This is a genomic window from Nocardiopsis sp. KDC1DS13DA1 (genome assembly GCF_055632325.1).
On sequence record NZ_JBVMUY010000033.1, the window covers coordinates 112,180 to 131,378 of the forward strand.

The window sequence follows — 19,199 nt, forward strand, 5'->3', positions numbered from 1 at the left end:
CCGTACGCGGCCCGTTAGGGTGTGAATCCTTCGCCCGTGGCGCAGGAACCCGGTGCAAGTCCGGGGCGGTTCCGCCACTGTCACACCCCCGCCGCGCGGGGGTCAGCCAGATACTGGCCTCGGGCGCTCCGACCGCCGATGGGGCGAGAACCCCGAGGGAGGAATCCGACCATGACGGCACGGATCGCTCTGCTGTCCACGTCCGACACCGATCTGCTCTCCGCGCGGGCCAGCGGCGCCGCGTACGCGTGGGCGAACCCGTCCCGCGCCCTGGACACCGAACTCACCGCGGCCGTCGAGGGCGCCGACCTGGTGGTGGTGCGCCTGCTCGGCTCCCCGCACGACCTGTGGCCCGGACTCGCCGCCGTCCGTGAGCGGGGCACGCCGCTGGTCGTCCTCAGCGGCGAACAGCAGCCCAGCGCCGAGCTGATGGAGCACTCCACCGTCCCGATCGGCCTGGCCGCGGAGGCCCACCGCTACCTCGCCGAGGGCGGCCCCGACAACCTCGGGCGCCTGCACGCCTTCCTGTCGGACACCGTGCTGCTGACCGGTGAGGGCTTCGACCCGCCCGCCCCCGTCCCGCTGTGGGGCCCGGCCGCGCGCGACGTGCCCCGGGACCCCGCCCTCCCACGCGTGGGCATCCTCTACTACCGGGCCCACGAGGCGGGGGGCAACACCGGGTTCGCGCACGCCCTGGCCGACGCCGTCGACGCGACCGGCAGGGCCGTGGGCGTCCCCGTGTTCGCGGGGTCGCTGCGCTCGGCGCCCGACGAGCTGTACGAGGCGCTCGGCGGCTTCGACGCACTGGTCGTCACCGTCCTCGCGGCCGGCGGCAGCGTCCCCGCGTCCGCGAGCGCCGGCGGGGACGACGAGGCGTGGGACGTGGAACGGATGGCCGCCCTGGACGTCCCCGTCCTCCAGGGGCTGTGCCTGACCAGCTCCCGCGCCGACTGGGAGGCCTCCGACGACGGCGTCACCCCGCTCGACTCGGCGAGCCAGATCGCCATCCCGGAGTTCGACGGCCGGATCATCACCGTGCCCTTCTCCTTCAAGGAGATCGACCGCGACGGGCTGCCCCGCTACGTCGCCGACCCCGAGCGCTGCGCCCGTCTGGCCGGGATCGCCGCCGCCCACGCCCGGCTGCGGCACGTACCCCCCGCTGAGAAGCGGATCGCGGTCGTCCTGTCCGCCTACCCGACCAAGCACTCCCGCATCGGCAACGCCGTCGGGCTCGACACCCCCCGGTCCCTGGTCCGCCTCCTGCGCCGCCTGCGCGAGGAGGGCTACGACCTGGGCGAGCCCGGAGCCCTGCCCGGACTGGACCTGCCCGACGACACCGAGGCGGGCGACGCGCTGATCCACGCCCTGATCGAGGCGGGCGGCCAGGACGAGGACTGGCTGACCTCCGTCCAGCTGACCGACGCCCAGGTGCGGATCACCCCCGAGGAGTACGCCGCCTGGACCGAGGGCCTGCCCGCCGCCCTGCGGGAGGCGATGACCGAGGCCTGGGGGCCCGCGCCCGGCCGCCTGTACGTCAACGACGAGGGAGAACTCGTCCTCGCCGCGCTGCGGGCCGGAAACGTCGTCGTCCTGGTCCAGCCGCCGCGCGGGTTCGGCGAGAACCCGATCGCCATCTACCACGACCCCGACCTGCCGCCGAGCCACCACTACCTGGCCGCCTACCGCTGGCTGGAGCACGGCTTCGGCGCCCACGCCGTCGTCCACCTCGGCAAGCACGGTTCACTGGAGTGGCTGCCCGGCAAGAACGCCGCCCTGTCCGCCGCCTGCGCCACCGACGCCGCCCTCGGCGACCTGCCGCTGGTCTACCCGTTCCTGGTCAACGACCCGGGCGAGGGCGCCCAGGCCAAGCGGCGCGCCCACGCCACGGTCGTCGACCACCTCATCCCGCCGATGGCGCGCGCGGAGAGCTACGGCGACATCGCCCGCCTGGAGCAGCTGCTCGACGAGCACGCCAACATCGCCGCCATGGACCCGGCCAAGCTGCCCGCGGTCCGGGGCGAGATCTGGTCCCTGATGCGCGCGGCGGAGATGCACCGCGACCTGGGGATGGACGAGCGGCCCGACGACGAGGAGTTCGACGACTTCCTCCTCCACGTCGACGGCTGGCTGTGCGAGATCAAGGACACCCAGATCCGCGACGGCCTGCACGTGCTCGGTGAGGCCCCGGCGGGCGGGGCCCGGGTCAACCTGGTCCTCTCGATCCTGCGCGCCGCCCAGGTCTGGGGAGGCGTCGGCAGCGCGGTGCCCGGGCTGCGCTCCGCCCTCGGCCTGAAGGAGGACGCGCCGACCACCGAGGTCGACGGGGTGGAGGCACTGGCCCGGGGCCTCGTCGAGCGGATGGAGGCCGCGGACTGGGACCCCGCCGCCGTCGCCGACGCGCACGACGACCCCGAGGTGCGCCGCGTCCTGGAGTTCGCCGCCGCGCAGGTGGTGCCCCGCCTCGCCGACACCACCGACGAACTCGACCACGTCCTCCACGCTCTGAACGGCGGCTTCGTCCCGGCGGGCCCGTCCGGGTCCCCGCTGCGCGGCCTGGTCAACGTGCTGCCGACCGGCCGCAACTTCTACACCGTCGACCCCCGCGCCGTCCCCTCCCGGCTCGCCTGGCAGACCGGGCAGGCGATGGCCGACTCCCTGCTGCGCCGCCACCTGGACGAGACCGGCACCTACCCGGAGTCGGTGGGCCTGTCGGTGTGGGGCACCTCGGCGATGCGCACCTCCGGCGACGACGTGGCCGAGGTGCTCGCGCTCCTGGGCGTGCGCCCGGAGTGGGACGAGGCCTCCCGCCGGGTCTCCCGGCTGGACGTGGTGCCGCTGGAGGAGCTGGGCCGTCCGCGCGTCGACGTCACCGTGCGCATCTCCGGCTTCTTCCGGGACGCCTTCCCGCACGTGGTCGCCATGCTGGACGACGCGGTGGCGCTGGTCGCCGACCTCGACGAGCCGGAGGAGCGCAACTTCGTCCGCGCCCACACGCGCGCCGACCTGGCCGAGCACGGGGACCACCGCCGCGCCACCACCCGGATCTTCGGGTCCGCGCCCGGTTCGTACGGGGCCGGCATCCTCCAGCTCGTGGAGTCCGGCACCTGGCGCGACGACCGCGACCTGGCCGAGGTGTACACGGCCTGGGGCGGCTACGCCTACGGGCGGGGCCTGGACGGGGTCCCGGCCGCCGACGACATGCGCGCCAACTACCGCCGGATCAGGGTCGCCGCGAAGAACATCGACAGCGCCGAGCACGACATCGCCGACTCCGACGACTACTTCCAGTACCACGGCGGCATGATCGCCACCGTCCGCGCCCTCACCGGCACCGACCCCAAGGCCTACGTCGGCGACTCCACCACCCCCGACGCGGTGCGCACCCGCCCCCTGGCCGACGAGACCGCCCGCGTGTTCCGCGCCCGGGTCATCAACCCCCGCTGGATCTCCGCCATGCGCCGCCACGGCTACAAGGGCGCCTTCGAGCTGGCCGCCACCGTCGACTACCTGTTCGGCTTCGACGCCACGGCCGGTGTCGTCCATGACTGGATGTACGAGAAGCTCGCGGCCGAGTACGTCCTCGACGCCGACACCCAGGAGTTCCTGCGCGACTCCAACCCGTGGGCGCTGCACGGCATCGTCGAGCGGCTGCACGAGGCCGCCCGGCGCGGGCTGTGGGCCGAACCGGACCCGGAGACGCTCGAAGCCCTGACCGAGGTCTACCTGGAGGTCGAGGGAGACCTGGAGGACCGTTCGGAATGAGGGTACGCATCCTCGGTGTCGGCATGGGGCCGCGGCACCTCACCCCCGAGGCCGCGGACGCGCTGCGGGGCTGCGACTACGCGGTGGCCGCCCGCAAACGCCAGGACGACGGGCTGCTCGCCCTGCGCCGGGCCGTCTGCGACGCCCACGGTGTCCCCCTGGTCGCCGTGCCCGACCCCGAACGCGACCGCGACGACCCCGCGGACTACCGGGCCGCGGTCGCCGCCTGGCACGAGGCCCGGGTCGCCGCCTACGAGCGGGTGCTCGGTGACCGCGGCGGCACCGCGGCGTTCCTGGTCTGGGGGGATCCGTCCCTGTACGACTCCACCGTGCGGATCGTGGAGCGGATCGTCGCGCGGGGGGTCGTTCCCGTGGAGTACGACGTCCTGCCCGGCGTCAGCGCCCCGCAACTCCTCGCCGCGCGGCACCGGATCGTGCTGCACGGGGTGGGCCGCCCGGTCCACCTCACCCCGGCGCGGCGGCTGGGCGAGGCCGTCGCCGCCGGGCAGGACAACATCGTCGTCATGCTCGGCGGGCGGCCCGCCTTCGACGGACTGGAGGACTGGTCGGTCTGGTGGGGCGCCAACCTGGGCACCGACACCGAGGAGCTGGTCGCCGGGCGGGTCGGCGACGTGCTGTCCGCGATCGAGGAGGCCCGGGCCCGCGCCCGGGACCGGGCGGGCTGGGTGATGGACACCGCTCTGCTGAGGAGGACGCCGTGAGCGCAAGGAACCGCGGCCGTGGGCTGCTGGTCGCCGGAACCACCTCCGACGCGGGCAAGAGCGTGGTCACCACCGGCCTGTGCCGGGCCTTCGCGCGCCGGGGCGCGCGGGTCGCGCCGTACAAGGCGCAGAACATGTCCAACAACTCCATGGTCTGCCACGGCCCCGACGGCCGTCCGGCGGAGATCGGCCGCGCCCAGTGGGTGCAGGCGCTGGCCGCCCGGGCCGCGCCGGAGCCCGCGATGAACCCGGTGCTCCTCAAACCCGGTACCGACCGGCGCAGCCACGTCGTCCTGCTCGGGCACCCGGCGGGGGACGTGTCCTCGGCCGACTGGGAGTCCGGCCGCCGCCACCTGGCCAAGGCCGCGCACGCCGCCTTCGACGACCTGGCTGCCCGCCACGACGTCGTCGTCGCCGAGGGCGCGGGCAGCCCGGCCGAGATCAACCTGCGGTCGGGCGACTACGTGAACATGGGCCTGGCCCGGCACGCGGACCTGCCCGCGGTGGTCGTCGGCGACATCGACCGGGGCGGCGTCTTCGCCGCGCTGTACGGCACGGTGGGGCTGCTGGAACCCGCCGACCAGGCGCTGGTCGCGGGCTTCGTGGTCAACAAGTTCCGCGGGGACCCCGGGCTGCTCCGGCCCGGCCTGGCCGACCTCGAACGGCTCACCGGCCGCCGGGTGTACGGCACCCTGCCCTGGGACCCGGGGCTGTGGCTCGACTCGGAGGACGCCCTCGACCTGGAGGGCCGCCGGGCGGGCGGGGACGCGGTCCGGCGCGTGGCGGTGGTGCGCCTGCCCCGGATCAGCAACTTCACCGACGTGGACGCCCTGGGTCTGGAGCCCGGCCTGGACGTCGTCTTCGCCTCCGGCCCGCGCGATCTGGCCGACGCCGATCTGGTCGTCCTGCCCGGCACCCGCTCCACCCTGGCCGACCTGGCCTGGCTGCGCTCCCGCGGCCTCGACCGGGCGATCACCGAGCACGTCCGCCGCGGCCGACCGCTGCTCGGCGTCTGCGGCGGATTCCAGATGCTCGGCCGGACCATCGCCGACCCGGACGGCGTCGAGGCCGAGCCCGGAGCGCGCGCGGACGGCCTCGGCCTGCTCGACGCGCGGACCGACTTCACCGCGGACAAGACCCTGTGCCTGCCCTCCGGGACGGCGCTCGGCGCGCCCGCGCACGGCTACGAGATCCACCACGGCCGGGTCACCGTCGGCGACGGCGCGCGGGAGTTCCTGGGCGGCGCCCGCGCGGGGAACGTCTTCGGCACCATGTGGCACGGAAGCCTGGAGGGTGACGCGTTCCGCGCCGCCCTCCTCGCCGAGGCGCTCGGCCGCGAGCCGTCCGGCACGTGTTTCGCCGACGCCCGCGAGCGCCGCCTCGACCTGCTGGGCGACCTGGTGGAAGGGCACCTGGACGTCGACGCGCTGCTCGCGCTCGCCCGCGAGGGCGCCCCGGCGGACCTGCCCGTGCTGGCCCCTGGGGGGACCCGGTGAGGCTCCTGCTCCTCGGCGGCACGTCCGAGGCCCGGGAACTGGCCGCCCTCCTGGTCGGGGCGGGTGTGGACGTGACCACGTCGCTCGCGGGGCGGGTCGCCAGACCGCGCCTGCCGGTGGGCGGGGTCCGCATCGGCGGGTTCGGCGGAGTGCCCGGGCTGCGCGCGGCGCTGGCCGACTACGACGCGGTGGTGGACGCCACCCACCCCTTCGCCCTCGGCATGACCGCCAACGCGGCGGCGGCCTGCACCGACCTGCCCCTGCTGCGGCTGGAACGGCCGGGCTGGGACCCGGACCCGGCCTGGTGCTACACCGACACCCACGAGGAGGCGGCGCACCGGGCTGCGGAACTCGGTGCACGCCCGTTCCTCACGGTCGGCCGCCAGGAACTCGCCCGCTTCGTCCCGGACCTGGCCCGGCACTCGGTCCTGGCCCGGGTGGTGGACGTACCCGACCTCGACCTGCCCGCCGCCTGGCGGCTGGTGACCAGCCGGGGCCCCTACGGCCTCGACGGCGAACTGGACCTGATGCGCGGGCACCGCGCCGGCGTCCTGGTCACCAAGGACTCCGGCGGCACCTACACCTGGCCCAAGATGGAGGCCGCGCGACGGCTCGGCGTTCCGGTCGTGGTGGTGCGCCGCCCGGCGGGACCGCCCGGCGTGCCCACCGTCCACGACGTGGCCGCCGCGTTCGACTGGGTCACCTCACTGGAGTGAGGGCGGGCCGTCGACGGGTCGCGGGACGCCTCAGCGGGCGAACCGGTTCTTCGGCTCGTCGGAGCCCGGGACGATCCCGGTGCCGGGGATCTCGGCCCTGTCGCCGTGGACGTGCCTCGAAGACGACGGCGAGGACGTTGTCGGGGGCGGCCCACTCGCCCTGGCCGTCGAAGTAGCCGACCGGGGCCAGAACGCCGTCCGGACGGGCGCGCCCGTCGCGGTAGGTGTCGATCCCCAGTCCCTGGCCCCGCATGAGGTCCAGGTCGGGCCGGTGCGCCACGAACGGGCGGAACAGCCGCGTCAGGATGCCGTTGCGGTCTCCGCCGGTCACGCCTTCGGCCCGGATCCTCCCGTTGATGAAGGCGAGTTCGACGGCTTCGCGTTCGGCGGCCGGGGCGACGGGCTCGAACCGTTCGACGGTGACGGACGGGTGTGCGGGCGGCGGGTGGTGCTCGGCGACGGTCATCGTGGACGCCTCCAACCCGCATCCTCAGCCACCACCCGGCGCGGGACGCGTGTCGTCCCGGGCGAGGGCGGCGAGCAGGTGCCGGGTGGTCTCCGGCGGCCGCACGGCCACCCGCACCCAGGTGCTGTCCAGGCCGGGGAAGGTGTCGGCCCGCCGCACGGCCACGCCCCGTGCGCGCAGCTTTGCGTGGACGCCCTCGCCGACACGGGCCAGGACGAACGGCGCGCGGGACGGCACGAAGCCCAGGCCCGCCTCCCGCAGCCCGGCCTCCAGGAATCCGCGCCAGCCGTCGAGTTCCCCCGCGCGGCGCAGCCCCTCCGCGCGGGCCTCCTCGGACACGCAGGCGACGGTGGCGGCGATCGCGGGCGCCGAGACCGACCACGGCGTCTGCGCCCGGCCCAGTTCGCGGAGCAGGGCTCCGTCGCCGACGACGTACCCGGCCCGGATACCCGGGATAGACCAGTGCTTGGTGAGGCTGCGCACCACCACCAGCCCCTCGGTCCGCTCACCCGCCAGGGTCTCCGGCTCTCCGGGCACCGCGTCCATGAACGCCTCGTCGACCACGACCACCCGTCCGGGGCGGCACAGACCGCGCAGGGCCGCCGCCGGGTGCAGGACACCGGTGGGGTTGGTCGGGTTGCCGACCACCACCAGGTCCGCGTCGTCGGGGACGGCCCCCGGATCGAACGCGAACCCGTCCTCGGCCGCGCAGAGCACGCTCGTGACCGTGTGCCCGGCCTGTTCCAGGGCCGCGTGCGGCTCGGTGAACTGGGGGTGTACCACCACCGCACGCCGCCACGGCCGCAGCCGCGCGATCAGGGTGAACGCCTCCGCCGCGCCCGAGGTCGGCAGGACCTCGGCGGGTCGCCGGGCGTGCCGACGGGCGATCGCGGCCCGGGCGGGTTCCGGGTCGGGGTAGACGGCGCAGTGCTCCAGGCTCCCGCGCAGGGCCCGGTCGAGCCAGGCGGGGCGCGCGCCCGCGTAGACGTTGACGGCCAAGTCCAGCAGTCCGTCGCGCGCCTCGGCGTCGCCGTGGTGCCGCAGCGGGTCGGCCACCCCGTCGGCGGTGTCCGGGCGGTGTCCGGGGGGAGGGGGAGGGGAGGCGACCGCCGGGGTGGGCGACGGAGTGGGGGGTGCTGGGGTCGGTGGCCCTCCGTTGGGGGTGGTGGTGGGCGACGAAGTGGGGGGTGCTGGGGCCGGAGGCCCTCCGTTGAGGGTGGTGGTGGGCGACGGGTGGGCGGCTCGCACCGCCGCCGCGAACCGGGTGGCGAACCGGGGCTGCCCGGCCCAGTGGACGTGCAGGTAGGAGGCGTGCAGGGTCGGGGAGGCGAACCCCTCCGCGGTGCCGTCGACCTCCCACGCCGGTCGGTCCCCGCAGGCGCCGGGGTCGAGGCGGGTGCGGTGGAACTCGTGCCCGGCGGCCCGTTCCCCGGCACGGGTGAGCAGGGTGTCCCGGGGCGAGACGGCCTCCGGGTAGCGCAGGGTGAGCCGCTTCGTCATCCGGGCGCGTGCGGGCAGGGCCCCGGCCATGGCCGCGCCGTCCAGCGACTCGGCCAGGTAGAGCAGCCCCGCGCACTCGGCGACGGTCGGCACCCCGTCCCGTACCGCGTCGCGCAGCTCGGCCAGCAGGCGCCGGTTGGCGGCGAGCCGTCCCGCGTACACCTCGGGGAAGCCCCCGCCGAGGTAGACGCCCCGGGTGCCGGGGGGCAGCGCGGTGTCGTCGATCGGGTCGAAACCGACGACCTCGCATCCGGCGGCGGTGAGCAGCTCCTCGGTCTCGGTGTAGCGGAAGGTGAAGGCCCTCCCGCCCGCCACCGCGACCACCGGCCGCTCCGCGGCGGGGGAGGGGGCCACCTCACGCGCCGGGTCCCAGGCCCGCATGTCCAGGGCGGGCGCGGAGCGGGCCAGGTCCAGCAGCGCGTCCAGGTCCACCTGGCTTCCGACGCGCTCCCCCAGCCGCTGGACCGCGTGCGCCGACTCCGCCCGCTCGGCGGCCGGGACGAGCCCCAGGTGCCGGGACGGGGTGGCGAGCCGCTCGTCGCGGCGGACCACGCCCAGGACGGGCAGACGGGTGGACCGGATGATCTCGGCGATGTTGCGCTCCGAGCCCGCCTGGTTGAGGATCACGCCGACGACCTCGACCGCGGGGTCGTAGGCGGCCATGCCCGCCACCAGCGCGCCCACCGAACGGGACATCCGGGACACGTCCACGACCAGCACCACCGGGGTCCGGGTCAGGGCCGCGACGTGTGCGGACGAGGCGAACCCGTCGGTGCCGATCCGCCCGTCGTGCAGACCCATCACCCCCTCGACGACGGCGACGTCGGCACCGCGCGCGCCGTGCAGGAGCAGCGGCGCGACCCGGTCCTCGCCCACCAGGTGGGGGTCGAGGTTGCGGCCGGGCCGCCCGGTGGCGAGGGCGTGGTAACCGGGGTCGATGTAGTCGGGGCCGACCTTGTGGCCGCTCACCGCGTGCCCGGCGCCGCGCAGCGCCGCCATCAGCCCGGTCGCCACGGTGGTCTTGCCCTGGCCGGTCATGGGGGCCGCGATCATCAGCCGGGGCAGCGCCGTCGGCACGCGGGCCGCCGCGGACGCGGGACCGGCCGGGGGCCTCACCACTCGATCCCCCGCTGGCCCTTCCGCCCGGCGTCCATGGGGTGCCTGACCTTGGTCATCTCGGTGACCAGGTCGGCGGCCTCCAGCAGCCGGGGGTCGGCCCGGCGGCCGGTGATCACCACGTGCTGGCGGCCGGGGCGGTCCCGCAGCGCGGCCACGACGTCGTCGGCGTCGACCCAGCCCCAGGCGATCGGGTAGGTGAACTCGTCGAGGATGAGCAGGTCGTGCCGCTCGTCGGCCAGGCGGAGTTTGATCTCCTCCCAGCCCTCGACGGCGGCGGCCTCATGGTCCTCCTCGCTGCCCTTGCGGCGGCTCCACGACCAGCCCGAGCCCATCTTGTGCCACTCGACGGGGCCGCCCTCGCCGGTCTCCTCGTGCAGTCGGCCCAGGCGCTCCAGCACGGTCTGCTCGCCGATGCGCCACTTCGCCGACTTGACGAACTGGAACACACCGATCCGCCAGCCCTGGTTCCATCCGCGCAGCGCGAGGCCGAACGCGGCGGTCGACTTGCCCTTGCCGTCGCCGGTGTGGACGGCCAGCACCGGCTGGTTGCGGCGCTGCCGGGTGGTGAGTCCGTCGTCGGGGACGACGAGTGGTTTTCCCTGGGGCATCAGGAGGCCCTCTCTCGTACGGCGGAGTCCAGCGCGTCGGCGCTGACCTCGCTGACGGGCAGGTGGTCGGCGCCGAGGTGGGCGGCGAGGCGGGCGGCCAGCCCCAGGCGCAGCGGACCGGACTCGCCGTCCACCACGACGGTGGTGACGCCCAGCCCCGCGACGTGGTCGGCGGCGCTCAGCGCGCGGCCGACGGCGCCGCGCCCGCCGGTGGCCCTCCCGTCGGTGACCACGACGAGCAGCGGGCGCAGCCGCGGATCCCGCAGGCGCTCGCGGCGCAGGACCCGCGCCGCCTCCACCAGGCCCTCGGCGAGCGGGGTGCGCCCTCCGGCGGGCAACTCGTCGAGGCGGGCCGCGGCGATGTCCACGGACCGGGTCGGCGGCAGCGTGAGTTCGGCCTCCCGGCCCCGGAAGGTGACCAGCCCGACCCGGTCGCGCCGCCGGTAGGCGTCGAGGAGGAGCGAGAGGATCGCGGTCTTGACCTCGGTCATGCGCTTGCGCGCCGCCATGGAGCCGGAGGCGTCCACGCAGAACAGGATCAGGTTGCTCTCCTGCCCCTCGCGGACGGCGACGCGCAGGTCGCGGGGCTGGAGCCGCAGCCGGCCGCCGTCGTGCGGGCGGGCGGCCGCGGCCCGCACGGTCTCGACCAGGTGCAGCGAACCGCCGGATCCCCGCCCGGGCGCGGCGGCGCCGATCCGTCGGCCCCGGGTACCCACGGCCCGGCTGCGCCTGCCGTCGGCCCCCTCGCCGGAGCCCCGGGCGGTGAGCAGCCGGGGCCGGTAGGGGGTCGCGGCGCTGACGGGGGCGGCACCGGCGGGAGGGGGGTCCGACTCCCCGGATACGTCCGCCTCCCGGCGGGCGGAGTCGGGGGACGCGTCCCCGTCGGGAGCCCCGTCGTCCGGCGGCGCGGCGGGGCCGTCCGCTTCCGGCGGGCCGTCCGGCTCCGGGGCGCCGTCGCCGCCGCCGTCGACGGGAGCGGGGTCGGAGTCCGCGGGGTCGTCGCCCCCCGGCTCCGGCGGCCGCGGGGGGTCCGGCGGCGGTTCCTCGTCGCCCAGGATCCGGTCGAGGAGGTCCTCGTCGAGCCCGGGCGCGTCGAACGGGTTGCGCCGACGCCGGTGCGGCAGGGCGAGCAGGGCGGCGCGGCGGATGTCGGCCCGGGTGACCGAGGTCCGCCCCGCCCAGGCGGCGTGCGCCATCGCGGTGCGCGCGGTGACGATGTCGGCGCGCAGACCGTCCACGTCGAACGCCGCGCACACCTCGGCGATCTTCAGCAGCGCGCCCTCGGACAGCCGCACCCGACCGAGCGTCCGGCGGGCGACGGCCACACGCTTGGCCAGGGCCTCCTCGGCGTCGCGGTAGCGCGCGGCGAAGGCGGCCGGGTCGGCGTCGTGGGCCATGCGCCTGCGCACGACCTCGGCGCGCCGCGCGGGCTCGGGCGGCGCGGCGACCTCGACGGTGAGCCCGAACCGGTCGAGCAGCTGCGGACGCAGCTCGCCCTCCTCGGGGTTCATCGTCCCGATGAGCAGGAACCGGGCCGCGTGCTCCACGGAGAACCCGTCGCGCTCCACGGTCGCCCGGCCGGTCGCGGCGGCGTCCAGGAGGAGGTCGACCAGGTGGTCGTGGAGCAGGTTGACCTCGTCGACGTAGAGGATCCCGCGATGGGCGCGGGCCAGCAGGCCGGGTTCGTAGGCGACCTGGCCGTGGGTGAGCGCCTGCTCCAGGTGCAGCGAGCCCAGGACGCGGTCCTCGGTGGCGCCGACGGGGAGTTCGACCAGCCGCACCGGGCGGCTCTCCACGACCGAACCGGCCTCGAAGGGGCCGTCCGGCGACCGCTGCGCCGGGTCGGCGGGATCCACGGAGAACCGGTCGCCGCGGTAGACGTCCACGGGCGGGAGCAGGGAGGCCAGCCCCCGGACGGCGGTGGACTTGGCGGTGCCCTTCTCCCCGCGTACCAGGACACCGCCGATCTCGGGGGACACGCTCGTCAGGACCAGGGACAGGCCCAGGTCGTCGAGGTGTTCGCCGTCGCAGCCGACGATCGCGGAGAAGGGGTAGTGCGAAGACCGCAATGGCATGGTGAGGCTCCCGCTCGTTGCGCCATACGTCAGAGGCGGGCGCGAGGCCGGTCTTCGGACTTGCCGAGTCCCCCGAGGGGCTCGGTTCACCGCAGCGGGCCTGTGCCGGAGTCTCACCGGGCTTCCCAGATTCTCCCCGGAGACCGTCCCCACCGTTTCCGATGGCTGGGCCGCCGGGGCACCTCACGCCTGTCGCCGCCACGATAGCGTCCTGGGCATGAAGGACGACAACCGCCCTCCCGCCGCCCGCACGGGGGACACCCCCCGGATCACCGTCGTCGGGGTCGGCGCCGACGGCTGGCCCGGGGTGCCGGAGCGGCTGCGCCGCCTCGTCCTGGCCGCGGACGCGGTCCTGGGCGGGCGCAGGCACCTGGAGATGCTGCCCGACCGACCCGGGCAGCGCCGTGCGACCTGGCCCTCACCCCTGCGGGAGGGCCTCCCGTCCCTGCTCGCCTCCCTCGAGGGCGCCTCCGTGGTGGCGCTCGCCTCCGGAGACCCCCTCGTCTCGGGCGTCGGCGGCACGCTGACCGACCTGCTGGGCGCGGACGCCGTGCGGGTGGAACCGGCCGTCTCCTCGGTCGCCCTGGCCCGCGCCCGGATGGGCTGGTCCGCCCAGCGGTGCGCGGTGGTGACCCTGGTCGGACGCGACCCCCGCCTGCTGCTGCGGGAACTGGCCCCGGGCCACCGTGTCCTGCTGCTCTCCTCGGACGCGGATACGCCCGACGCGGTCGCCGCCCTGCTGGTCGGCACCGGGTACGGCGGCACCCGCATGACGGTGCTGGGCGACCTGGGCGCGGACACCGAGTCCCGCCTGGAGACCACCGCGCGCGACTGGCTGACGCACCCTCCCGGGTCGGCGCCCGCGCTGCACGTACTCGCCCTGGAGCTCGTCGGCCCGCCCGGGTACGGCCTGTTCGCGGGCCTGCCCGACGACGCCTTCGAGCACGACGGGCAGCTGACCAAGAGGGACCTGCGCGCCTCGGCGCTGGCCCGGCTGGCACCCGCGCCGGGCCAGCACCTGTGGGACGTGGGCGCGGGCGCGGGGTCGGTCGGCGTCGAGTGGATGCGCGCCCACCCCACCTGCGCCGCCACGGCGGTGGAGGCCAACGCCGAACGCGCCGCGCGGATCGGCCGGAACGCCGGCCGCCTCGGCGTCCCCGGCCTGCACGTGGTCACCGGCCGGGCGCCGGAGGCCCTGGCCGGGCTCGCCGCGCCCGACGCGGTGTTCGTCGGCGGCGGCGCGACCCGGCCGGGCGTGCTCGAAACCTGCCTGGGGGCGCTGCGGCCGGGCGGCCGGATCGTGGTGCACGGTGTGACGCTGGAGACCGAGCGGCTGCTCGCGGACGCCTACCGCAGCCGCGGAGGGGAGCTGACCCGGATCGCGGTCGAGGCCGCCGCGCCCATCGGCGCGTTCACCGGCTGGACGCCCGCCCGCACGGTCACCCAGTGGTCCCTGGTCCTCGGTCGCTGACCCGGGGGCGGGCCGGATCGTAGAGGAAGGACTCGCCGCCGGTCCGGGGATCGAGCGCCCGCCCCACGAGAATCACCGCCGCCTGCCGGAACCCGGCCTCCTCCACCGCGTCCGCGATGGTGGCGACCGTGCCGCGCAGCACCGACTCGCCCGGCTGGCTGGCCCGGTGGACGACCACGACCGGGCAGTCGGCCCCGTAGGACGGCTCGATCTCGGCCATCAGCTCCCGCACCCGCCTGATCGCCAGGTGCAGCACCAGCGTGGCCCGGGTTCGGGCGAACGCGGCCAGTGACTCCGTCTCCGGCATGGCGGTCGAACGGGCCCGGGTCCGGGTCAGCACCACCGACTGGGCCACCAGCGGCACGGTCAGCTCCCGTCCCGCCAGCGCCGAGGCCGCGGCGTAGGCGGGCACCCCGGGCGTGACGTCCCAGGGGACCCCGCGCGCGTCGAGCCGCCGGGTCTGTTCGGCCAGCGCCGAGTAGAGCGAGGGGTCGCCGGAGGTGAGCCGCACGACGTCCCGGCCCGCCGCGTGCGCGGTGACCAGGTGGTCGGTGATGCGGTCCAGGTCCAGGCCCTGGGTGTCGACCAGCTCGGCGCCGGGCGCGCAGTGGGCGAGGACCTGCGGGTCCAGGTACGTGCCGGGGTAGAGCACCGTGTCGGCCCCGGCGAGCATCCGCGTGGCGCGGACGGTCAGCAGGTCGGCGGCTCCGGGCCCCGCCCCCACGAAGTGCACGGTCACGGCCGCACCCACCTGGGGGTCCAGACGCGGCCCGCCCCGGAGACACGTGTTCCGGACGCGCCGACGATGAGCAGGCAGCGCATGTCCACGGCGGCCGGGTCGAGGGCGCCCAGGGTGGTCACGGTCAGGGACTCGCCGTCCCGGCCGACACTCCGGCCGACGACGACCACGGTGTCGGGCCCGCGGTGCTCCAGCAGGATCCGGCGGGCGGTCGCCACCTGCTCGGTCCGGGACCGGGACGCCGGGTTGTACACCGCCAGCGCCAGGTCGGCCTCGGCGACGGCGCGCAGCCGCCGCTCGATCACCTCCCACGGCTTGAGGCGGTCCGAGAGGCTCATCACCGCGAAGTCCCCGCCGATCGGCGCGCCCGCCCGGGCGGCGACCGCCTGGACGGCGCTGACCCCCGGCAGCACCCGGACGGGCACGTCGCGCAGGCCCGGTTCCTCGGCCGCCTCGAACACGGCGGTGGCCATGCCGAAGACACCGGCGTCCCCGCCGGAGACCACGGCGACGCGTTCGCCGCGCCTGGCCAGGTCGAGGGCGAGACGCGCGCGGTCGAGCTCGACGGTGTTGCCGGAGGAGTGCCGGGTGAGTCCGGGGCGCTGCGGCACCCGGTCGACGTAGGGGCCGTAGCCCACGACGTGGTCCACCTCGGCCAGCGCCGCGGACGCCTCGGCGGTCAGCCAGTGGTCGGGTCCCGGGCCCAGGCCCACGACCAGGAGTTCGGCCGCCGGTCCCGTGGGCTCGGCCTCCGGGCCCGTCCCCGCGCCGCCGCCGCGCGACCGCCTGCCGTTGCGGCTGTCCCCCGTGACCAGGACCAGCGAGAAGTAGGGCACCGTCGCCGGGTCGACCTCCGCGACCGGCAGCCGCCGCTCCCCCTCCATCGAGGCGCGCTCGACGTAGACCGCGTGCTCCAGCCGCCCGGCCGCCGCCAGGGCGCGTCGGATGGCGGGGAAGGTCCGGCCCAGTTTCATGATCACGGCCGCGTCGGTGTCGGCCAGACGCCGGGCCAGCTCCGGTTCGGGCAGGGTGCCGGGCAGCACGGTGAGCACGTCCGTCTGCCGGGCCAGCGGGGCGGACGCGGCGGCGGCGAACGCCGGGACCCCGGGCACGACCTCGGTCGCGTACCGCTCGGACAGCCGGTCGTGCATGTACATGAACGACCCGTAGAACAGCGGGTCGCCCTCGGACAGCAGGACGACGTCGCGGCCCGCGTCCAGGTGGGCGGCCAACCGCGCGGCGGAGGCCTCGTAGAAGTCGGCCAGCGCCCCGGCGTAACCGCCCGGGTGGTCGGTCGCGCCGGTGGTCACCGGGTAGGTGAGCTGTTCCTCGACCGCCGTGTCCGGGATCAGGTCCCGGGCGATGCGGCGGGCGTTGGACTCCTTGCCGACCCCGGCGTGGTAGGCGACCACGTCGGCTCCGGCGATGAGCCTGGCCGCCTTGAGGGTGATCAGCTCGGGGTCCCCGGGACCGACCCCGACGCCGTGGAAACGACCGGTCACCTCTCCTCCTCCTTGGCGAGTGCGTTCAGGGCCGAGGAGGTCATCGCGGAGCCTCCGCGGCGACCGCGGGTGGTCACGTAGGGGATGTCGACGCCGTGCCGGTCCGCGAACTCCGCCAGCGCCTGCTTGGACTCGGCCGCGCCGACGAAGCCGACCGGGCAGCCGACGATCGCGGCAGGGCGCGGGGCGCCGTCGACCAGCATCTCCAGCAGGTGGAACAGGGCGGTGGGCGCGTTGCCGACGGCGACCACGGCGCCGTCGAGCAGCGGCTCCCACAGGGACACCGCGGCCGCGGTACGGGTGGTGCCCCACTCCCGGGCGAGGGAGGGGACGCGCTCGTCGCCGAGCAGGCACAGCACCTCGTTGTCGCACGGCAGGCGGCTCGCGGTCACGCCGGCGGCCACCATGGTCGCGTCGCACAGGATCGGCGCACCGGCCCGGAGGGCGGAGCGCGCCGCCGGGACCAGGTCGGGGTGGACCACCAGGTCGTCGGCGAGGTCGACCTGGCCGGTGCCGTGGATCATCCGCACGGCGAGCCGTTCGGCGTTGGCGGGCAGGTGGTCGAGCCGGGCCTCCCGCCGGATGACGGCGAAGGAGTCGGCGTAGATCGCGGGTCCGTCGTCGACGTAGGCGTAGTGCCGGTTCGGCCGGCTCGGTGCGGTCACTGTTCCCCTCCCGGGATGAGGACGCCGCGCCAGGGCGTGACGACGAGTGCGTCGGACTTCGCGGCGGCCGCCTCCCCGGCGAGTGCCGCGACGGCGGAGCGGTCCAGGCCCGCCCCGGGGACGGGGACGTGCCGCCCGCCCCCGGCCAGCGGGCCGTACGGCAGCGGCGGTGCGGGGTCCGGCAGCCGGGGGTCCGGCGTGACCGGGTCGGTCAGCGGCGACGGGAGCTCGGCGACGTGCCAGGCCGCGGTGGGGCCGTCGCCGCGCCGCGCCAGGAACGCGTCGGCCCACCGGACGAGTACGTCGGCGGCCCCGTCGAGCGGGGTCAGCGGCCCCCAGCCCTCCCCGACCCTCAGTTGGGCGACGTGCCCGTCGAGGGCGACCAGCCCCAGGTCGCAGGAGCGCTCCAGCAGGTCGCCGCGGCCGTCGTCCAGGACGAACAGGAAGCGTCCGGGAAGGGCGGCGCGGCGGGGGTCGGCGCACAGCAGTGCGTCCAGCGCGGCGGCGAGGGGACGCAGGTCGGCCCGGCCGTCCGCCACCGCCCCCGAGGGGCCCGTGCGCGGGGAGACCATGATGTTGCGGACCAGTTCGTGCGTGCGCGAGGGCAGCAGGCCGGTCCCCTCCAGGGCCCGGAGCGCCTCGGGGGCCAGCCGCCCGTCACACCCGGGCAGGGCGCGCAGCTGCACGTTGGCCCGGCCGGTGACGTGGATCCGGCCGTCACCGTACTCTTCGGCCGCCTCGGCCAGGGCCGACAGCGAACGGACGGGAAGCCGGCCGCCGACCAGGCGGAGCCGGACCAGCAGACCGTCGTCCGCCGGCCAGGGGCGCAGCGCGCCGGGGCAGCGGTCACGCCGGGTACGGAGGGAGGGGGACGGGGAGTCCATCGGGGATGCGTGTGTCCTTCGGGTCGGGGACCCATGCGCGGGGTCCGCGGATGACCTGGCGGCCCTTCACCGCCAGTGCCAGCAGGTCTTCGGACTCGGGGTCGGCCGGAGCGGAGCGCCTTCCCGGAGCTGTGCTCCAGTGGCTGTCCCGGGAAGCGCCTCCCCGGAACGTGCCCGCCCGTCACCCTCACCGCTGCGCGTCAGTCCCGGACTCTCACCGGGTTCCCTGTTCCACGGGGTGGAGATTCACTGGCCCGACGAGGGTACCCCGCCCGCTCCGGAAGACCGGTCCGGGGCCCTGCACCCCGGCGGCGGCGGAGGGGGTCAGCCGTCCTCCCACCCCTCCGGGAGCGGGTAGCCGTGCTCGCCGTGCAGGCGGACGAACCGGGCACGGATCACCGAGGCGCGGCGCTCCAGCCCCCGGCCGGTGCGCTCGAACAGCACCACGTCCTCGTCCCCGCCGGTGCCGATCGGCTGCACCAGACGCCCTCCCACCGCCAGCTGGTCGACGAGCGGCGGGGGGACCCGGGGGTGGGCGGCCGAGACCAGGACGGCGTCGAAGGGCGCCTCGTCGGGCATCCCCAGCGTCCCGTCGCCCACGAACAGGGCGACGTTGGCCACACCCAGGCCGTCGAGCCGGGTCCGGACGCGCCCGACCATCCCGGGCCACAGGTCGACGCTCACCACCCGCGCCGCCAGCCGGGCCAGCAGGGCGGTCTGGAAGCCGGAGCCCGTCCCGACCTCCAGCACACTCTCGTCCCCGGTCAGCCCCAGGGCCTCGATCATCGCGGCCGACAGGGACGGCTGCGTGGTGACCTGTCCGTGCCCGATGGGCAGGGGACGGTCCTGGTAGGCCTGCTCCCGCTGGGCGGCCGGGACGAACCGGGCGCGCGGAACTTTGGCGAACGCGGCGAGCACGCGTTCGTCGCGCACACCCGTCGCCCGCACCGCGCGGACCAGGTCCTCCGGGGTGGCACTCCACCGCACCTGAACCGCTCCCCCTCTCAGGGAACGAGTGCCGGGGCCGACCCCAGCGCCGGCGCGGGGCCCCAGGGCGGTCGCGCCGGGGAGGGACGGTCGCCTGTCGACACACAGCCTAGTACCGACGGCGGATGTCGCGCGGCGACTCACCACCAGTTCAGCGGGGGTCCGGAGCCGTGGAACGCGCCCGTCGCGCGTGGTTCCGGGCGGGTCCGGCGCCCCCGCCCTTATTGCCAAACCCCGGGTCCGGGCATACGTTCAGGGGGCCGTGGTGTTCGGGAAGTCCGGTGCGAATCCGGCGCGGCCCTCGCCACTGTGTACGGGAAGCCCTCGCGTCCCGCGTGCGACCGGATCCGTCCGGCGGCGCGGCCACACGCCACTGGGTCAGCACCTCACCGGTGCCGACCTGGGAAGGCGGACGCGGGGGCGGTGACCCGGCAGCCAGGAGACCGGCCACGGCGCTGATGACCGCCCACGAGGTGCTGGAGATTGG

14 protein-coding genes and 4 riboswitches are annotated in these 19,199 nt (G+C 76.0%); of the genes, 5 read left to right on the top strand and 9 right to left on the bottom strand.

Translation table 11 applies throughout. The annotated features are described in order from the left end of the window. The first annotated feature begins 20 nt into the window (after window positions 1–20). Window positions 21–136: riboswitch (cobalamin riboswitch) on the top strand. A 35-nt stretch (window positions 137–171) separates the two neighbouring features. Genes cobN through ACTVAJ_RS22080 form a run of 4 tightly spaced genes read left to right on the top strand, consistent with a single transcriptional unit; the run spans window position 172 to window position 6,696 of the window. Beyond that, window positions 172–3,762 (top strand): cobaltochelatase subunit CobN, encoded by a 3,591-nt coding sequence (cobN, locus tag ACTVAJ_RS22065; RefSeq protein WP_470390127.1) that lies wholly within the window; start codon window positions 172–174, stop codon window positions 3,760–3,762. Then, window positions 3,759–4,484, top strand: a complete 726-nt coding sequence (gene cobF / locus ACTVAJ_RS22070; RefSeq protein ID WP_470390128.1) for a precorrin-6A synthase (deacetylating) — start codon at window positions 3,759–3,761, stop codon at window positions 4,482–4,484. Before cobN ends, cobF begins: the two co-directional genes overlap by 4 nt. Further along, the gene (locus ACTVAJ_RS22075) at window positions 4,481–5,980 is read left to right on the top strand and encodes a cobyric acid synthase (RefSeq protein WP_470390129.1); all 1,500 of its coding nucleotides are present in this window, start codon (window positions 4,481–4,483) and stop codon (window positions 5,978–5,980) included. Before cobF ends, ACTVAJ_RS22075 begins: the two co-directional genes overlap by 4 nt. Beyond that, window positions 5,977–6,696, top strand: coding sequence for a cobalt-precorrin-6A reductase (locus tag ACTVAJ_RS22080; RefSeq protein ID WP_470390130.1), 720 nt, complete (start codon window positions 5,977–5,979; stop codon window positions 6,694–6,696). The genes ACTVAJ_RS22075 and ACTVAJ_RS22080 overlap by 4 nt, the downstream gene beginning before the upstream one ends. Here the strand turns inward: ACTVAJ_RS22080 and ACTVAJ_RS22085 are convergent. From ACTVAJ_RS22085 to ACTVAJ_RS22100, 4 genes are read right to left on the bottom strand one after another with little or no spacing between them, the layout of a single operon-like run. Continuing rightward, window positions 6,680–7,177 (bottom strand): hypothetical protein, encoded by a 498-nt coding sequence (locus ACTVAJ_RS22085; protein ID WP_470390131.1) that lies wholly within the window; start codon window positions 7,175–7,177, stop codon window positions 6,680–6,682. The two genes, ACTVAJ_RS22080 and ACTVAJ_RS22085, sit on opposite strands and share 17 nt — an antisense overlap. Before the next feature lie 9 nt (window positions 7,178–7,186). Next, the gene (locus ACTVAJ_RS22090; RefSeq protein ID WP_470390155.1) at window positions 7,187–9,715 is read right to left on the bottom strand and encodes a cobyrinate a,c-diamide synthase; all 2,529 of its coding nucleotides are present in this window, start codon (window positions 9,713–9,715) and stop codon (window positions 7,187–7,189) included. Window positions 9,716–9,774: 59 nt separating this feature from the next. Next, window positions 9,775–10,389: a cob(I)yrinic acid a,c-diamide adenosyltransferase gene (gene cobO, locus ACTVAJ_RS22095; RefSeq protein WP_470390132.1), complete on the bottom strand. Its 615-nt coding sequence runs from the start codon at window positions 10,387–10,389 to the stop codon at window positions 9,775–9,777. Then, on the bottom strand, window positions 10,389–12,464 hold the full coding sequence (locus tag ACTVAJ_RS22100) for a VWA domain-containing protein (RefSeq protein ID WP_470390133.1): 2,076 nt from the start codon (window positions 12,462–12,464) through the stop codon (window positions 10,389–10,391). Before ACTVAJ_RS22100 ends, cobO begins: the two co-directional genes overlap by 1 nt. 28 nt (window positions 12,465–12,492) lie before the next feature. Continuing rightward, window positions 12,493–12,628, bottom strand: a riboswitch (cobalamin riboswitch). Between the two features lie 53 nt (window positions 12,629–12,681). Between ACTVAJ_RS22100 and cbiE the strand changes: the two genes are divergently transcribed. Continuing rightward, window positions 12,682–13,935, top strand: coding sequence for a precorrin-6y C5,15-methyltransferase (decarboxylating) subunit CbiE (cbiE, locus tag ACTVAJ_RS22105; RefSeq protein WP_470390134.1), 1,254 nt, complete (start codon window positions 12,682–12,684; stop codon window positions 13,933–13,935). On the opposite strand, the gene cobM is transcribed toward cbiE, so the two are convergent. The 5 genes from cobM to ACTVAJ_RS22130 all read right to left on the bottom strand — a co-directional run bounded on the left by cobM (window position 13,904) and on the right by ACTVAJ_RS22130 (window position 18,712). After that, complete coding sequence (gene cobM, locus ACTVAJ_RS22110; protein WP_470390135.1) at window positions 13,904–14,686, bottom strand: precorrin-4 C(11)-methyltransferase; 783 nt, start codon at window positions 14,684–14,686, stop codon at window positions 13,904–13,906. The two genes, cbiE and cobM, sit on opposite strands and share 32 nt — an antisense overlap. After that, on the bottom strand, window positions 14,671–16,176 hold the full coding sequence (locus tag ACTVAJ_RS22115) for a precorrin-2 C(20)-methyltransferase (RefSeq protein WP_470390136.1): 1,506 nt from the start codon (window positions 16,174–16,176) through the stop codon (window positions 14,671–14,673). Before ACTVAJ_RS22115 ends, cobM begins: the two co-directional genes overlap by 16 nt. Further along, window positions 16,173–16,841, bottom strand: coding sequence for a precorrin-8X methylmutase (locus ACTVAJ_RS22120; RefSeq protein WP_470390137.1), 669 nt, complete (start codon window positions 16,839–16,841; stop codon window positions 16,173–16,175). The genes ACTVAJ_RS22115 and ACTVAJ_RS22120 overlap by 4 nt, the downstream gene beginning before the upstream one ends. Next, on the bottom strand, window positions 16,838–17,725 hold the full coding sequence (locus ACTVAJ_RS22125; protein ID WP_470390138.1) for a nitrite reductase: 888 nt from the start codon (window positions 17,723–17,725) through the stop codon (window positions 16,838–16,840). The genes ACTVAJ_RS22120 and ACTVAJ_RS22125 overlap by 4 nt, the downstream gene beginning before the upstream one ends. A gap of 63 nt (window positions 17,726–17,788) precedes the next feature. Continuing rightward, window positions 17,789–17,993, bottom strand: a riboswitch (cobalamin riboswitch). A gap of 56 nt (window positions 17,994–18,049) precedes the next feature. Beyond that, window positions 18,050–18,712 carry a protein-L-isoaspartate(D-aspartate) O-methyltransferase gene (locus tag ACTVAJ_RS22130; protein ID WP_470390139.1) on the bottom strand — a complete coding sequence of 221 codons (663 nt, stop codon included), beginning with the start codon at window positions 18,710–18,712 and terminating at the stop codon, window positions 18,050–18,052. 246 nt (window positions 18,713–18,958) lie between these two features. After that, a riboswitch (cobalamin riboswitch) is annotated at window positions 18,959–19,178 on the top strand. Window positions 19,179–19,199: the final 21 nt, after the last annotated feature.

Excerpts from the sequence above, each read along its gene's own strand:
- cobO (WP_470390132.1), bottom strand. The coding sequence starts at position 10,389 with ATGCCCCAGGGAAAACCACTCGTCGTCCCCGACGACGGACTCACCACC.
- ACTVAJ_RS22100 (WP_470390133.1), bottom strand. The coding sequence starts at position 12,464 with ATGCCATTGCGGTCTTCGCACTACCCCTTCTCCGCGATCGTCGGCTGC.
- cobN (WP_470390127.1), top strand. The coding sequence starts at position 172 with ATGACGGCACGGATCGCTCTGCTGTCCACGTCCGACACCGATCTGCTC.
- cbiE (WP_470390134.1), top strand. The coding sequence starts at position 12,682 with ATGAAGGACGACAACCGCCCTCCCGCCGCCCGCACGGGGGACACCCCC.
- ACTVAJ_RS22090 (WP_470390155.1), bottom strand. The coding sequence starts at position 9,715 with ATGATCGCGGCCCCCATGACCGGCCAGGGCAAGACCACCGTGGCGACC.
- ACTVAJ_RS22125 (WP_470390138.1), bottom strand. The coding sequence starts at position 17,725 with ATGGACTCCCCGTCCCCCTCCCTCCGTACCCGGCGTGACCGCTGCCCC.
- cobF (WP_470390128.1), top strand. The coding sequence starts at position 3,759 with ATGAGGGTACGCATCCTCGGTGTCGGCATGGGGCCGCGGCACCTCACC.